The sequence below is a fragment of the Streptomyces tardus genome, from assembly GCF_018101125.2.
Taxonomy (GTDB): Bacteria; Actinomycetota; Actinomycetes; order Streptomycetales; family Streptomycetaceae; genus Streptomyces; species Streptomyces tardus.
Map to the genome: position 1 here is coordinate 4,375,987 of NZ_JAELVF020000001.1, position 15,243 is coordinate 4,391,229.

Consider the following 15,243-nt stretch of genomic DNA (forward strand, 5'->3'; position numbering starts at 1 on the left):
TGCCTCGTGGTACGGCCGGCTCAGTGCTCGGCCGCCTTCTCCGCGCCGGCGCCGGTCAGTGCCCGCACCTGGAGCTCGGCGAACTTGCGGTCGTTGCGCTCGGACGACATCAGCGTGCCGACGACCGCGCACAGCAGACCCAGCGGGATGGAGACCAGGCCCGGGTTGGAGAGCGGGAACCAGTTGATGTCGATGCCCGTCACCAGCGCACCCTCCGAGCCGGAGAAGACCGGCGAGAAGATCACCAGGCTCACCGCGCTGATCAGACCGCCGTAGATGCCGGCCACCGCGCCCTGGGTGTTGAACCGCCGCCAGAACAGGCTCAGCAGCAGGGTCGGCAGGTTGGCCGAGGCGGCGATGGCGAAGGCCAGCGCCACCAGGAACGCGACGTTCAGGCTCTGCGCGAAGATTGCCAGCACGATGGCCACGATGCCGACGCCCAGCGCCGAGAACTTGGCCACCCGCACCTCCTCCTGCTCGCTCGCCTGTCCCTTGCGCAGCACGCTGTTGTAGAAGTCGTGCGCCAGCGACGAGGAGGAGGCGATGGTCAGGCCGGCCACCGTCGAGAGGATTGTGGCGAAGGCGACCGCGGCGATCACCGCGAGCATGATGGCGGCCAGCCCGCTGCCGCCGAAGTAGTCGCCGACGGACTCCGCGAGCTGTGGCGCTGCCGTGTTGCCCGCTTCGTTCTGTTCGGTGATCGCGTTCTTGCCGACGATCGCCGCCGCGCCGAAGCCCATGATCAGCGTCATCAGGTAGAAGGTGCCGATGAGGCCGATGCCCCAGTTGACCGACTTCCTGGCGGCCTTCGCCTCCGGCACGGTGTAGAAGCGGATCAGGACGTGCGGCAGACCGGCGGTGCCGAGGACGAGCGCCAGCCCGAGGCTGATCAGGTCCAGCTTGTTCCAGAGGGTCTGGAGGGCGTCGCCGGCCACTTCCTTCCCGTAGAACTGCCCCGGTTCCAGGAACGACTTGCCCTCGCCGCTGGCTCTCGCGGCGTCTCCCATCAGGGAGTTGAAGTTGAAGTCGTACATCCCCATGACCATGAGGCTGATCAGGATCGCGCCGCCCATCAGCATGCCGGCGTTGATGATCTGCACCCAGGTGGTGCCCTTCATCCCGCCGAAGCTGACGTACACCGTCATCAGCAGACCGACCACGATGATGCCGACGATCTTCGCGGTCTCGGCATCCATGCCGAGGAACGTCTCGCCCGGTGAGATGCCGAGCAGCAGCGCGATGAGTGCGCCCGCGCCGACCATCTGCGCCAGCAGGTAGAAGATCGAGACGGTGATCGTGGAGACCGCCGCGGCCGTCCGTACCGGACGCTGCTTCATGCGGTAGGACAGCACGTCGGCGATGGTGAACCGGCCGCTGTTGCGCAGGAGTTCGGCGACCAGCAGCAGCGCGACCAGCCAGGCGACCAGGAAGCCGATGGAGTAGAGGAAGCCGTCGTAGCCGTACAGCGCGATCATGCCGCTGATGCCGAGGAAGGAGGCGGCCGACATGTAGTCGCCACCGATCGCGAAACCGTTCTGGAGTCCGGAGAACTGCCGTCCGCCGGAGTGGAAGTCCGTCGCCGAACGGGTGTGGCGGCTGGCCCACACGGTGACCGCCAGGGTCACCGCGATGAAGGCGAGGAACATGCCGAAGGTCAGCGCGCGGTTGCCGCCGGCCTCTTCTGCGAGCAGGTTCATGCGCGTGCCTCCGTGCTGTTGCCGCTGTCCTTGCTGCCGGCTTCGCCTCCGCCGGTGAGCTCCTCGCACAGCTCGCTCGCGAGCGGGTCGAGGCGGCGCGCGGCGTAGCGCGAGTAGAGGATCGCGATGCCGAAGGTGGAGAAGAACTGCAGCAGCCCGAAGACCAGCGCCAGGTTCGTCCGGCCGAACACCTCCGTCGCCATCACGTCGCGGGCGTACGCCGACATCACGACGTAGGTCAGGTACCAGACGAAGAACGCGATGCTCATGGGGAAGACGAAGCGCAGCAGCCTGCGCTTGAGTTCGATGAAGCGCGGGTCGGTGTGCATCACGATGTCGGGGGTGGGTTCACCCCCGTCCTCGGGGGAGCGGGACTGCGGGGGGAGTTCGGTCGGCATTGACGTCTCCTCGTTCGTGCTGAGGTCGGGGGAGCGGTGCCCCGGCTGACCTGTGGTGGAGGGAACGTAAGCAGCGTCACATCCGGGGGAAAGCGGCACTCGGCGCTATGCGGTGAGTGCGCGGTGCGCGCGTCGAACGGCAGCTCTCCGTACGACGGGCGGCGCGAATGTGCGCCGAGCGGTAGCCGTCGCGGTGCGCGGCGCGTGGCCTGTCGGTGCGCGCAGCCTGCGGTGTGTGCCGGGCGGGGCGTGCTCCGGGCGGGGCGGGGCGTGCGTGGGTACGGGTACTCAACTCCCTTGCACGGATGACACTTTCGAGCGAATCAGCGGCAGGGGGCGGACTCACCGGCGCAGGCGCTCGTTGGTCCGCGTGTGATGAGCCAGGACGATGAGCAGCAGACGAACGCCCGGCGCACCGGCGACCGCCGCAACGCCAGGGACCGCATCCGCGCGGACCGCGAGCGCGAGGAGGCGACCCGTCGGCGCAGGCGTACGCTCACCGCCGCGCTCGCCGTGGCCGGAGTGCTCACCGCGGCGGGCGCGCTCGCCGCGGTGGTGATGAGTGGCGACGGCGCCGGCGACGACTCCGCGGGCGGCGGCGCCTCGGACCCGATCACCGAGGGCAGGCAGAGCGCCCCGGTCACCCTCTCGGTGTACGAGGACTTCCGCTGCCCCGGCTGTGCCCAGTTCGAGCAGGGCTTCAAGAAGACCATCAACGAGCTGCGCGAAGCCGGGAAGGTGAAGGTCGACTACCACATCGTCGCCATCGTCGACCGCAAGGACAACAGCACCGGTTCCACCAACGCGGCCAACGCCGCCGCCTGTGCCAAGGACGCCGGATACTTCACCGCGTACCACGACGAGCTCTTCGCGCATCAGCCCGCCGAGAGCGAGGACCGGTTCGCCGACAAGAAGCACCTGCTCCAACTCGCCTCGAAGGTCGAGGGCCTGGACACGCCGGCCTTCCGCGACTGTGTCGACGAGGGCACCCACGACGGCTGGGTGGCCGAGTCCACCAAGGCGTTCGGCAGCTCCGGGTACGACGCGACCCCCACCCTCCTGCTGGACGGCGAGAACCTCTCGGCCGACCGCACCGCGCCCTTCACTCCCGAGATCCTGGTGAGCAAGGTCGAGGAAGCGGCAAAGGAAGCCAAGAAGTAACGCGACGCGACTGCCGCGAGCGGTCGGCGGCAGGGTAGCGTCTGAGGCGCCATGGACATCCTCGCCTATATCCCGAGCCCGTCGTCCGGTGAGCTGGAACTCGGTCCGCTCCCGCTACGCGGCTACGCGCTGTGCATCCTCGTCGGCATCTTCTTCGCGGTCTGGCTCGGCGGGCGCCGCTGGGTGGCCCGGGGAGGACGCCCCGGAACCGTCACCGACATCGCCGTCTGGGCCGTGCCCTTCGGTCTCGTCGGCGGTCGCCTCTACCACGTCATCACCGATCACCAGCTCTACTTCGGCGAGGGCCGGGAGTGGATCGACGCCTTCAAGATCTGGGAGGGCGGCCTCGGCATCTGGGGCGCCGTCGCCCTCGGCGCGGTCGGTGCCTGGATCGGCTGCCGCCGCCGCGGCATCCCGCTGCCCGCGTACGCGGACGCCGTCGCGCCGGGCGTCGTGCTCGCCCAGGGAATCGGCCGCTGGGGCAACTGGTTCAACCAGGAGCTCTACGGCCGTGCCACCGATCTGCCCTGGGCGGTCGAGATCGACAACGGCGTGGACAGCGGCACCTTCCACCCGACCTTCCTGTACGAGTCGCTGTGGTGCGTGGGCGTCGCGCTCCTGGTGATCTGGGCCGACCGCCGCTTCACCCTCGGCCACGGACGCGCCTTCGCGCTGTACGTCGCCGCGTACACGGTCGGGCGGTTCTGGATCGAGTACATGCGGATCGACGAGGCGCACGAGATCCTCGGTCTGCGTCTGAACAACTGGACGTCGTTGCTGGTCTTCGCCGCCGCCGTGGCCTACCTGGTCATCTCCGCCAAGCGGGCCCCCGGGCGCGAGGAGGTCGTCGAACCCGGTGCGGATGACGACGACCCGGACGGCTCGGCGAAGAGCGCGAGCGGCTCCGACCGCGGCGCGTCCGACGATGCTGCCGGCAAGACGTCCGACAGCGCGTCCGGCAAGGCGTCCGCGTCCGACGACAGCGCCGCCGTCGAGTCCGACGCCGGGGGCGCTGCCAAACCGGCGGGCAAGCGGACGGGGAGCGCCCCGACCGGGGACTGACCGAGCGAACCGGGCGCCGCGGCGCCCGTAGCCGAACGAAGCGGTGGCCCGTGGGCGCAGCAGCCCACGGGCCACCGCTCTGTTCCCGGCCCTCTTCCCGGCCCGCGCGGCCGGGACCGCGTGAGAGGCTCCGCTCGCGAACCGCTTCGAGCCCTCGGGGCGGGCGGAGTCGTACGACTGCGGTGGGTAATGTTTGTTACTCGCCGGTTTCAGTTCGTTTGCTTCCGGGCAGAAGCCGGAAGCACCGCGGGCAATGGAGCTCGTACCGCGCCGCACGCGGCCGGCAGCCAGGGTCACACCCCCACCAGCACCGGTTGCGCACCCCTTTTACGTGTCCGCATGATGGACCTGTCTATCCAGCCTTTGGCAAGCGATCCATCATGTAATCTGCACGAAAATTTCTGAGAACGCAGAGGGCCAACGTCGTCCCTCGGCACTTGCACTTGCCACTGACGACGACGGGAGAGCCGATGCGTTCAGCGTCCACGGCGGCCCACCCTGCCAAGCAGGGGTTGTACGACCCCCGGTACGAGCACGACGCCTGCGGTGTCGGTTTCGTGGCCACCCTCACCGGCGAGGCCAGTCACCAGCTCGTTCAGCAGGCGCTGACCGTACTGCGGAACCTCGAACACCGCGGCGCCACCGGCTCCGAACCGGACTCCGGCGACGGAGCGGGCATTCTGCTCCAGGTCCCGGACGCGTTCCTGCGCGAGGCCGTCTCCTTCGCACTGCCGGCGCCCGGCGCGTACGCCGTGGGCATCGGCTTCCTGCCCGCCGACGAGAGCGGGGCCGCCGAAGCCGTCTCGCGCATTGAGACGATCGTGGCCGAGGAAGGGCTCGCGGTCCTCGGTTGGCGCGAGGTGCCGGTCGCTCCCGAGCTGCTCGGCAACGGCGCGCGGGCGACCATGCCCGCCTTCCGCCAGCTCTTTGTGGCCGACGCCGAGGACGGCGCCGCTACCGCCCAGCCGCGCGAGGGCATCGCCCTGGACCGCGCGGCCTTCGTGGTGCGCAAGCGCGTCGAGCGCGAGGTGGACGTCTACTTCCCCTCGCTGTCCGCGCGGACCATCGTCTACAAGGGCATGCTCACCACCGGGCAGTTGGAGCCGTTCTTCCCCGACCTCTCCGACCGAAGGCTCGGTTCGGCGATCGCGCTGGTCCACTCGCGGTTCTCCACCAACACCTTCCCGAGCTGGCCGCTCGCCCACCCGTTCCGCTTCGTGGCGCACAACGGCGAGATCAACACCGTCCAGGGCAACCGGAACTGGATGCGTGCCCGGGAGTCGCAGCTGGCCAGCGACCTCTTCGGCGAGGGCGAGCTGGAGCGGATCTTCCCGATCTGCACCCCGGGCGCCTCGGACTCGGCCTCCTTCGACGAGGTGCTGGAGCTGCTGCACCTCGGTGGCCGCTCCCTGCCGCACTCGGTGCTGATGATGGTCCCCGAGGCCTGGGAGAACCACGACTCGATGTCGCCGGCCCGGCACGCGTTCTACCGCTACCACTCCACGATGATGGAGCCGTGGGACGGCCCGGCCTGCGTCACCTTCACCGACGGCACCCAGGTCGGCGCGGTCCTCGACCGCAACGGCCTGCGCCCCGGCCGCTACTGGGTCACCGACGACGGACTGGTCGTCCTCGGTTCCGAGGTCGGCGTGCTGGACATCGACCCCGCGAAGGTGGTCCGCAAGGGCCGTCTCCAGCCCGGCCGGATGTTCCTGGTGGACACCGCCGAGCACCGGATCATCGAGGACGACGAGATCAAGTCCGGCCTCGCCGCCGAGCACCCCTATCAGGACTGGCTGGCCGCCGGCCTCACCGAGCTGGCCGACCTGCCCGAGCGCGAGCACATCGTGCACACCCACGCCTCGGTCACCCGCCGCCAGCAGACCTTCGGCTATACCGAGGAGGAGCTGCGCATCCTCGTCGCGCCGATGGCCAAGGCCGGTGCGGAGCCGATCGGTTCGATGGGTACGGACTCGCCGATCGCCGCGCTCTCGGACCGGCCCCGGCTGCTCTTCGACTACTTCACCCAGCTCTTCGCACAGGTCACCAACCCGCCGCTGGACGCGATCCGCGAAGAGCTCGTCACCTCGCTGATCTCCCCGCTCGGCCCGGCCGGCAACCTGCTGGAGCCGTCGGCGGCGTCCTGCCGCAGCGTCACACTGCCCTTCCCGGTGATCGACAACGACGAGCTGGCCAAACTCATCCACATCAACGCCGACGGCGACCGACCCGAGTTGAAGGCCGCCACCCTCTCCGGTCTCTACCGCGTCAGCGGCGGCGGCGAGGCGCTGGCCGCCCGTATCGCCGAGATCTGCCAGGAGGCGGACGCGGCGCTCGCCTCCGGGGCCCGGCTGATCGTGCTCTCCGACCGGCACTCCGACGCCGAGCATGCGCCGATCCCGTCGCTGCTGCTGACCTCCGCCGTCCACCACCACCTCATCCGCACCAAGAAGCGGACCCAGGTGGGTCTGCTGGTGGAGGCGGGAGACGTCCGCGAGGTGCACCACGTCGCGCTGCTGATCGGCTACGGCGCGGCGGCGGTCAACCCGTACCTCGCGATGGAGTCGGTCGAGGACCTGGTGCGCGCCGGAACCTTCCTCCCGGAGGGGACCGAGCCCGAGGCGGCGATCCGCAACCTGATCAAGGCGCTCGGCAAGGGTGTGCTGAAGGTGATGTCCAAGATGGGCATCTCCACCGTCGCCTCCTACCGCGGTGCGCAGGTCTTCGAGGCGATCGGCCTGGACCCGGCGTTCGTCGACACCTACTTCCACGGGACCACCACCAAGATCGGCGGCGCCGGTCTGGACGTCGTCGCCAAGGAGGTCGCCGCGCGGCACGCCAAGGCGTACCCGGTCTCGGGGATCTCGCCCGCGCACCGCAGGCTGGAGATCGGCGGCGAGTACCAGTGGCGCCGCGAGGGCGAACCGCACCTCTTCGACCCGGACACGGTCTTCCGTCTCCAGCACTCCACCCGCGAGCGCCGTTACGACATCTTCAAGCAGTACACCTCCCGGGTGGACGAGCAGTCCGAGCGGCTGATGACGCTGCGCGGCCTCTTCCGGCTGGGCGGCGACCGCCCCTCCATCCCGATCGAGGAGGTCGAGCCGGTCTCCGAGATCGTCAAGCGCTTCTCCACCGGTGCGATGTCCTACGGCTCCATCTCCCAGGAGGCGCACGAGACCCTCGCGATCGCCATGAACCAGCTGGGCGGCAAGTCCAACACCGGTGAGGGCGGCGAGGACCCGGAGCGGCTGTACGACCCGGCGAGGCGTTCGTCGATCAAGCAGGTCGCCTCCGGACGCTTCGGCGTCACCAGCGAGTACCTGGTCAACAGCGACGACATCCAGATCAAGATGGCGCAGGGCGCCAAGCCCGGCGAGGGCGGCCAGCTGCCCGGCCACAAGGTCTACCCGTGGGTCGCCAAGACCCGGCACTCCACCCCGGGCGTCGGGCTGATCTCCCCGCCCCCGCACCACGACATCTACTCGATCGAGGACCTGGCACAGCTGATCCACGATCTGAAGAACGCCAACCCGCGGGCCCGCATCCACGTGAAGCTGGTCTCCGAGGTCGGCGTCGGCACGGTCGCAGCGGGCGTCTCCAAGGCGCACGCGGACGTCGTGCTCGTCTCCGGGCACGACGGCGGTACGGGCGCCTCGCCGCTCACCTCGCTCAAGCACGCGGGCGGTCCCTGGGAGCTGGGCCTGGCCGAGACCCAGCAGACGCTGCTGCTCAACGGGTTGCGCGACCGTATCGTCGTGCAGACGGACGGCCAGCTGAAGACCGGCCGGGACGTGGTGATCGCGGCGCTGCTGGGCGCCGAGGAGTACTGCTTCGCCACCGCCCCGCTGGTGGTCTCCGGCTGCGTCATGATGCGCGTGTGCCACCTGGACACCTGTCCGGTCGGCATCGCCACCCAGAACCCGGTCCTGCGGGAGCGCTACAGCGGCAAGGCCGAATTCGTCGTCAACTACTTCGAGTTCATCGCCGAGGAGGTGCGGGAGCTGCTCGCCGAGCTCGGTTTCCGCACCCTCGACGAGGCCGTCGGCCATGCCGAGCACCTGGACGTCTCGCGCGCCGTGGACCACTGGAAGGCGCAGGGCCTGGACCTCTCCCCGCTGCTGCACGTACCCGACCTGCCCGAGGGCGCGGTGCGACACCAGGTGGTCGAGCAGGACCACAGCCTGGAGAAGGCGCTGGACAACCAGCTGATCAAGCTGGCTTCCGACGCGCTGGCGGCCGAGACCGTCGAACAGGCGCAGCCCGTACGGGCGCAGGTCGACATCCGCAACATCAACCGGACGGTCGGCACCATGCTCGGCCACGAGGTGACCCGGAAGTTCGGCGGTGCCGGACTGCCCGACGACACCATCGACATCACGTTCACCGGTTCGGCCGGCCAGTCCTTCGGCGCCTTTCTCCCGCGCGGCGTGACGCTGCGTCTGGAGGGCGACGCCAACGACTACGTCGGCAAGGGGCTGTCAGGCGGCCGGGTGGTGGTCCGCCCCGACCGCGGTGCGGACCATCTCGCCGAGTTCTCGACGATCGCGGGCAACACCCTCGCCTACGGCGCCACCGGCGGCGAGCTGTTCCTGCGCGGTCGCGTCGGTGAGCGGTTCTGCGTGCGCAACTCCGGTGCGCTGGTGGTCTCCGAGGGCGTGGGCGACCACGGCTGCGAGTACATGACCGGCGGCGCCGCCGTCGTGCTCGGTGAGACCGGACGCAACTTCGCGGCCGGAATGTCGGGCGGCACCGCGTACGTCGTCGACCTCGACCCGGACCACGTCAACCGCGAGCTCGCCACCGCCGTGGAGGAGCTCGGCACGGACGACCTGGACTGGCTGCACGACGTGGTGCGCCGTCATCAGGAGGAGACCGGATCGACCGTCGCCGAGAAGCTGCTCGCCGACTGGGGCTCCGCCGGCAAGCGGTTCAGGAAGGTCGTACCTCCCACCTACAAGGCCGTACTCGCCGCCAAGGACGCCGCCGAGCGAGCGGGACTCTCCGAGTCCGAGACCCACAAGCAGATGATGGAGGCGGCGACCAATGGCTGACCCCAAGGGCTTCCTGAACATCGACCGCGAGGTCGCCCCGACCCGTCCGGTCGAGGAGCGGGTCAAGGACTGGAACGAGGTCTACCAGCCCGGCTCCCTGCTGCCCATCATCAGCAAGCAGGCCAGCCGCTGCATGGACTGCGGCATCCCGTTCTGCCACAACGGCTGTCCGCTGGGGAACCTCATCCCCGAGTGGAACGACTTCGCCTACCGGGAGGACTGGTCCGCCGCCAGCGAGCGGCTGCACGCGACCAACAACTTCCCGGAGTTCACCGGCCGGCTCTGTCCCGCGCCGTGCGAGTCGGCGTGTGTGCTGGCGATCAACCAGCCCGCGGTGACCATCAAGAACGTCGAGGTCTCGATCATCGACAAGGCGTGGGACGACGGAGACGTCACCCCGCAGCCGCCCGAGCGGCTCTCCGGCAAGACCGTGGCCGTGGTGGGGTCCGGCCCCGCGGGTCTGGCCGCCGCCCAGCAGCTGACCCGGGCCGGCCACACCGTCGTCGTCTTCGAACGGGCCGACCGGATCGGCGGGTTGCTGCGGTACGGCATCCCCGAGTTCAAGATGGAGAAGGTGCACATCAACCGGCGGATCGAGCAGATGCGCGCCGAGGGCACCAAGTTCCGCACCGGCGTGGAGATCGGCACCGATCTGACCGCTGGCGACCTGCGGCGGCGCTACGACGCCGTGGTCATCGCGGCCGGTTCCACCATCGCGCGCGAACTGCCGGTCGACGGCCGCGAGTTGAACGGCATCCACCAGGCGATGGAGTATCTGCCGCTGGCCAACAAGGTCCAGGAGGGCGACTACGTCACCTCGCCGATCAGCGCCGAGGACAAGCACGTCGTCGTCATCGGCGGCGGCGACACCGGCGCCGACTGCGTCGGCACCGCGCACCGGCAGGGCGCCAGGTCCGTCACGCAGCTGGAGATCATGCCCCGGCCCGGCGAGGACCGCGCGCCGAACCAGCCGTGGCCGACGTTCCCAATGCTCTACAAGGTGACCTCGGCGCACGAGGAGGGCGGCGAGCGGGTCTACTCCGTCTCGACCACGCACTTCGAGGGCACCGAGCCCGAGGAGGGCGAGTCGGTCGGCAACGTCCGCGCGCTCCACCTGGTCGAGGTCGAGTTCGTGGACGGCAAACCGAAGCAGAAGCCCGGCACCGAACGCGCGATCCCGGCCGAGCTGGTCACGCTCGCGATGGGCTTCGTCGGCATCGACCGGGAGAACGGCATGGTCGAGCAGTTCGGCCTGGACCTGGACGAGCGCGGCAACGTCGCCCGCGACGCCGACTACGCCACCAACGTCGACGGCGTCTTCGTCGCCGGTGACGCCGGCCGCGGCCAGTCGCTCATCGTCTGGGCCATCGCCGAGGGCCGCAGTGCGGCGCGGGGTGTGGACCGCTTCCTCTCCGGCGCCAGCTCGCTGCACGCGCCGGTCGCCCCGACGGACCGCTCGCTGACGGTCTGACACCCGGTGCCCCGCGTTCCGCGCGGGGACCCACCGCACCCGTACGACGAAGTACGGAACACCGCCGCGGCGTTCGCCCTCACCCCGACCGAGGGCGGGCGCCGCGGTTCCGTGCGTCCGGCACCCGCCGCTCCGGGCGTGGGCGGTGCGCAGCCGGGGCAGCGGCCCTTCGGAGCGGTCGGGGGAGCGGCCCGGGCGGGGCTCCGGGTGAGGCTCCGGGCGAGGGCGAACGGCCGTGCGCGGAGGTCCGGTCGAAAAAATCTCCGCTCGTGCGGAACCGGTCCGCGACCCCTCCCGTCACATCGGCAACCCCCACAAGGAGGCAACATGCGACGAGGTACGACGGTATTCGCCCTGCTGACAGCCACTGCGCTGGCGGCTGTGGGTTGCGCGAGCGACGACCAGACCGTGCAGACCGGCAGCCAGGGCGGTGACAAGAAGAACGAGCAGAAGGACGAGCAGAAGGACGAGCTCACGCCGTTCGAGAAGCGCGCCTCGGCCATCCTCGCCAAGTGGCCGCAGAAGGTGGCCCCCGCCGAGCGGAGCAACGCCCTGCTGCCGCTGGAAGGCGTGAAGCCCGCCGACTCCGACAGCACCAGCCTCAAGGTGAACGTGGGACACGGCAGTTGCGACGCCGATTTCGGCACGCACCTCCAGGAGACCGGCAAGGTCATCCTCGTGTCCGGCTGGGCCAAGGAGGACAAGAAGGCCGACTTCTGCACCGAGCAGGTGGTCAGCGACGAGGTGACCGTGAAGCTCAAGGAGAAGCTGGGCGACCGCGAGATCATCGACGCGGCCACCGGCAAGCCGGTGAAGATCACCGAGGAGGGCAAGGGCTCCCACCGGTGAGTGAACGGGCGTCATGGCGTTGGGGCGGTGCATCGTGCACCGCCCCAACGCCGTTTGCGGACGGGGCAGACGGCCCTCGCGCGCCGGGGACCGCGTGTCCGGGCGGCCCGTCCGCTTCCCGTGGGCGGCCGGACCTTCCGACATTGGTCGGGTGAATGACGGTGCCGATCCGTGATGTCTCGGCCTGGATGGCTCAGTGTGGGCGCTGTCAGAATCGCGGTCGGGACCCGGTCGGGGTCCGACCCCGAGCAGCCCAGCGCAGCCTAGGAGAGCCGGCAGATGAAAAAGCGCGTGATCGCCGTCAGTGTGGTCCTGTCCTTCGCGGCGGTCGCCTGCGGCAGCGGTGGCGGATCGGACGGCGGTGACCGGGCCCTGACGGTCTGGATCATGGAGGGCACCAACCCGGACTCCAAGCCGTTCTTCTCCGAGGTGTCCAAGGCGTTCAAGAAGGAGACCGGGGCCGAGCTCAAGGTGCAGTACGTGCCCTGGCCGGACGCGCACGACAAGTTCACCAAGGCGATGGCCGGCGGCACCACCCCCGATGTGGCGGAGGTCGGCTCCACCTGGACCGCGGAGTTCGCGGAGGCCGGAGCCCTCGCCGACATCGGTGACCGGGTCGGGGAAGCCGGGCTGGACAAGGACCTGGTCGAGGGCCTGGAGACCGCGGGCACCTATGACGAGAAGCTCTACGGCATGCCCTGGTACGCGGGGGTGCGCTCACTGGTCTACCGCAAGGACCTGTTCGAGAAGCACGATCTGAAGGCGCCCACCACCTGGAAGGAACTCCAGGACGTCGCGGGCGAGTTGGGCGAGAAGGAACCGGACATGATCCCGTTCCCGGTGGTCGGCGACAACGAGTACATCCTCGACGCCTTCGTCTGGGGCGCCGGCGGCGAGCTGGCCACCGAGAAGGACGGCGACTGGAAGGCCGCGATCAACAGCCCGAAGTCGATCAAGGGCGTCGAGTTCTACACCGAGCTGGCGACCGAGCACAAGACGTCGACCAAGGCCGCGACCACCTGGAACGAGGCCGACCTCGTCGACAACATCACCAACGGCAAGGTCGCCATGGCGGTCTCGGGCAGCTGGACCCCGGCCACCATCGTGGCCGACGCCCCGGAGTTGAAGGGCAAGCTCGCCTCCGCGCCCATCCCCGGCCCCGACGGCGGAATGAGCCCCTCCTTCCTCGGCGGCTCCCACCTGGGGCTGTTCAACGAGTCCGAGAACCAGGACCTCGGCTGGGAGCTCATCAAGCTGCTCAGCACGGGCAGTTTCGCCGAGAAGTGGGGCGAGCAGTCCGGCTACTTCCCCGGACAGACCTCGCTGGTGGAGAAGGTCGAGAAGGAGGGCGACGCCCTGACCGCGCCGTTCGCCAAGCAGATGATCGAGGGGGGCGCCACCGTTCCGGTCACCCCGGCCTACGGCGAGATCCAGGGCAAGAAGACGCTTGCCCAGATGCTCCAGTCGATCCTCTCCGGCAAGAAGAGCGTCAAGCAGGCCGCGGACGACGCCGCCAAGGACATGGACAAGACCTTTGGCAACTGAGGCACCCGCACCGCGCCGCCCACGCCCCACCGAAACCGCAGGGAAGCAGTCCCGGCCGCCGCTGCCGCCCGCCGCCGCACGACGTGCCCGGCGGCGGGCCGGGGCGCCCTGGCTGCTGCTGGCCCCCGCGCTGCTCGCGGTCGCGGGGCTGCTGCTGTGGCCGCTGACCCGGGTGCTGTGGATGTCCGTGCAGGACTACGGGCTTCCGGAGATCGTCAGCGGCGACACCAACTACGTCGGCCTGGACAACTACACCGAGATCCTCGGCGACGCGTACCTGTGGCAGACCGTGTTGCCGAACACGCTCGGCTTCGCGTTCGCCTGCGTCGCGCTGACCGTCGTACTCGGAACGCTGGTCGCCCTGCTGCTGCAGCGGCTCGGGCCGTTGTGGCGGACCATCACGGGCAGCGCCATCATGATGGCCTGGGCCATGCCGGCGGTGACCGGCACCTATGTGTGGATCTGGCTGTTCGACCCGCTCAGCGGTGCCGTGGTCGGCGGCCTGGACAGCCTCGGGGTGGTCGACGCCGGGGACACCAACTGGTTCACCAGCCGGCTCGGGTTCTACGCCATCGCCACCCTGAACGTCGTCCACCACAGCTTCCCGTTCGTCGCCATCACGGTCTTCGCCGGGCTGCTGACCATTCCCAAGGAGCTGCACGAGGCCGCGATCGTCGACGGGGCCAACGCCTGGCAGCGCTTCTGGTCCATCACCGTGCCGACCATCAAGCCGATCTTCATGGTCGTGATCATCCTGTCGACCATCTGGGACTTCAAGGTCTTCGTGCAGCTCTATCTGATGCCCGGGGGCAGCGGTGCCAACCGGGACGTGCTCAACCTCGGCGTCTGGTCCTACGTGGAGTCCTTCGCCCAGCGGCAGTACGGGATGGGTTCGGCGATCGCCGTACTGCTGACCCTGCTGCTGCTCGGCGTCACCGTCGTCTACATCCGGACGCTCTTCAAAGAGAGCGAGGAGCTGTGACCACCCCGAGCGCCCTCACCCCCGCCAACCCGACCGCCGACGCCGAGGATTCCCCTTCGGGAGACCGCAGCAGGCGGCGGCCGGCGAAACCGGTTCCGCGTTCGCCGCTGGGACGCGTCGGCAACGCCGTGGCCGTCACGGTGCTGATGGTCTTCACCGTGCTGCCCGTCTACTGGATGGTCACCACGGCCTTCGACCCGCGGGCCAACTCGCGCGGCAGCAGCCCGCTGCCGAGCGGCTTCACCCTGGACCACTTCCGTTTCGTGTTCGACGAGGGCGGCTTCGGGCCGTTCCTGCTGAACTCCCTGCTGATCGCCATCGGTACGGTGCTGCTGGCCGGGCTGCTCGCGCTCCTCGCGGCGGTGGCCGTCGCGCGGTTCGTCTTCCGGTTCCGCACTGCCGTGCTGGTGATGGTGCTGATCATCCAGATGGTGCCGCTGGAGGCGCTGGTCATCCCGCTCTTCGTGCAGATGCGGAATCTGGAGATGCTCAACAGCCTGCTGGGGCTGACGATCGTCTATCTGGCCTTCTCGCTGCCGTTCGCGATCTGGATGTTGCGCGGTTTCGTCGCGGCGGTGCCCAAGGAGGTGGAGGAGGCGGCCTATCTGGACGGCTGCGGCTGGCCGAGGATGTTCCGCTCGGTGCTGCTGCCGCTGGTGGCGCCCGGGCTGATCGCCACCAGCGTGTTCTCCTTCATCGTCGCCTGGAACGAGTTCATCTTCGCCTTCACCTTCCTCCAGGACGAGAGCAAGTTCACCGCCGCGGTCGGACTGCACCGCTTCTTCGGCCAGCACACCAACGACTGGGGGCCGGTGATGGCGGGGTCGACGCTGATCACCCTGCCGGTGCTGGTCTTCTTCGTGCTGGCCCAGCGCAAGCTCTCCAACGGCCTCGCCGCCGGCGCGGTCAAGGGCTGACGCCCCCGGCACCGGTACGCCGCCCGGCCCCGCGCCCCGGCGGCGTACCGGGCCGGCGGTGTGTGGGCCCGGCGGTGTGCGCCGTGGGTACGGGCCCGGCGGTGCAC

The 15,243-nt window shown here is 69.5% G+C and carries 10 protein-coding genes; 8 read left to right on the forward strand and 2 right to left on the reverse strand.

Annotated features, from left to right (window positions below):
- Positions 1–20: 20 nt before the first annotated feature.
- Together JGS22_RS18770 and JGS22_RS18775 are read right to left on the reverse strand one after the other, a co-directional pair.
- Positions 21–1,697 carry a monocarboxylic acid transporter gene (locus tag JGS22_RS18770; RefSeq protein ID WP_211038972.1) on the reverse strand — a complete coding sequence of 559 codons (1,677 nt, stop codon included), beginning with the start codon at positions 1,695–1,697 and terminating at the stop codon, positions 21–23.
- Complete coding sequence (locus JGS22_RS18775; protein WP_211038973.1) at positions 1,694–2,095, reverse strand: DUF485 domain-containing protein; 402 nt, start codon at positions 2,093–2,095, stop codon at positions 1,694–1,696. The genes JGS22_RS18770 and JGS22_RS18775 overlap by 4 nt, the downstream gene beginning before the upstream one ends.
- Before the next feature lie 375 nt (positions 2,096–2,470).
- Here JGS22_RS18775 and JGS22_RS18780 point away from each other — a divergent pair, with 375 nt between their 5' ends.
- From JGS22_RS18780 to JGS22_RS18815, 8 genes are all read left to right on the forward strand, one after another.
- A complete protein-coding gene (locus tag JGS22_RS18780; protein ID WP_211038974.1) occupies positions 2,471–3,256 on the forward strand; it encodes a DsbA family protein in 786 nt (261 codons plus the stop codon).
- Between the two features lie 51 nt (positions 3,257–3,307).
- Positions 3,308–4,318, forward strand: a complete 1,011-nt coding sequence (gene lgt, locus JGS22_RS18785) for a prolipoprotein diacylglyceryl transferase (protein ID WP_211038975.1) — start codon at positions 3,308–3,310, stop codon at positions 4,316–4,318.
- Between the two features lie 470 nt (positions 4,319–4,788).
- Positions 4,789–9,372: a glutamate synthase large subunit gene (gene gltB, locus JGS22_RS18790; protein ID WP_211038976.1), complete on the forward strand. Its 4,584-nt coding sequence runs from the start codon at positions 4,789–4,791 to the stop codon at positions 9,370–9,372.
- Positions 9,365–10,843, forward strand: coding sequence for a glutamate synthase subunit beta (locus JGS22_RS18795; RefSeq protein WP_211038977.1), 1,479 nt, complete (start codon positions 9,365–9,367; stop codon positions 10,841–10,843). The genes gltB and JGS22_RS18795 overlap by 8 nt, the downstream gene beginning before the upstream one ends.
- 327 nt (positions 10,844–11,170) lie before the next feature.
- Complete coding sequence (locus tag JGS22_RS18800; RefSeq protein ID WP_211038978.1) at positions 11,171–11,692, forward strand: hypothetical protein; 522 nt, start codon at positions 11,171–11,173, stop codon at positions 11,690–11,692.
- 279 nt (positions 11,693–11,971) lie between these two features.
- Positions 11,972–13,237 carry a sugar ABC transporter substrate-binding protein gene (locus JGS22_RS18805; RefSeq protein ID WP_211038979.1) on the forward strand — a complete coding sequence of 422 codons (1,266 nt, stop codon included), beginning with the start codon at positions 11,972–11,974 and terminating at the stop codon, positions 13,235–13,237.
- Positions 13,227–14,219 carry a carbohydrate ABC transporter permease gene (locus JGS22_RS18810; RefSeq protein WP_236073204.1) on the forward strand — a complete coding sequence of 331 codons (993 nt, stop codon included), beginning with the start codon at positions 13,227–13,229 and terminating at the stop codon, positions 14,217–14,219. Before JGS22_RS18805 ends, JGS22_RS18810 begins: the two co-directional genes overlap by 11 nt.
- Positions 14,220–14,365: 146 nt before the next feature.
- Positions 14,366–15,136, forward strand: coding sequence for a carbohydrate ABC transporter permease (locus JGS22_RS18815; protein WP_211038987.1), 771 nt, complete (start codon positions 14,366–14,368; stop codon positions 15,134–15,136).
- Positions 15,137–15,243: the final 107 nt, after the last annotated feature.

What these genes read in the sequence shown, in the direction of transcription:
- JGS22_RS18770 (WP_211038972.1), bottom strand. Translation starts at nt 1,697, where the DNA reads ATGAACCTGCTCGCAGAAGAGGCCGGCGGCAACCGCGCGCTGACCTTC.
- JGS22_RS18775 (WP_211038973.1), bottom strand. Translation starts at nt 2,095, where the DNA reads ATGCCGACCGAACTCCCCCCGCAGTCCCGCTCCCCCGAGGACGGGGGT.
- JGS22_RS18780 (WP_211038974.1), top strand. Translation starts at nt 2,471, where the DNA reads ATGAGCCAGGACGATGAGCAGCAGACGAACGCCCGGCGCACCGGCGAC.
- lgt (WP_211038975.1), top strand. Translation starts at nt 3,308, where the DNA reads ATGGACATCCTCGCCTATATCCCGAGCCCGTCGTCCGGTGAGCTGGAA.
- gltB (WP_211038976.1), top strand. Translation starts at nt 4,789, where the DNA reads ATGCGTTCAGCGTCCACGGCGGCCCACCCTGCCAAGCAGGGGTTGTAC.
- JGS22_RS18795 (WP_211038977.1), top strand. Translation starts at nt 9,365, where the DNA reads ATGGCTGACCCCAAGGGCTTCCTGAACATCGACCGCGAGGTCGCCCCG.
- JGS22_RS18800 (WP_211038978.1), top strand. Translation starts at nt 11,171, where the DNA reads ATGCGACGAGGTACGACGGTATTCGCCCTGCTGACAGCCACTGCGCTG.
- JGS22_RS18805 (WP_211038979.1), top strand. Translation starts at nt 11,972, where the DNA reads ATGAAAAAGCGCGTGATCGCCGTCAGTGTGGTCCTGTCCTTCGCGGCG.
- JGS22_RS18815 (WP_211038987.1), top strand. Translation starts at nt 14,366, where the DNA reads ATGGTCTTCACCGTGCTGCCCGTCTACTGGATGGTCACCACGGCCTTC.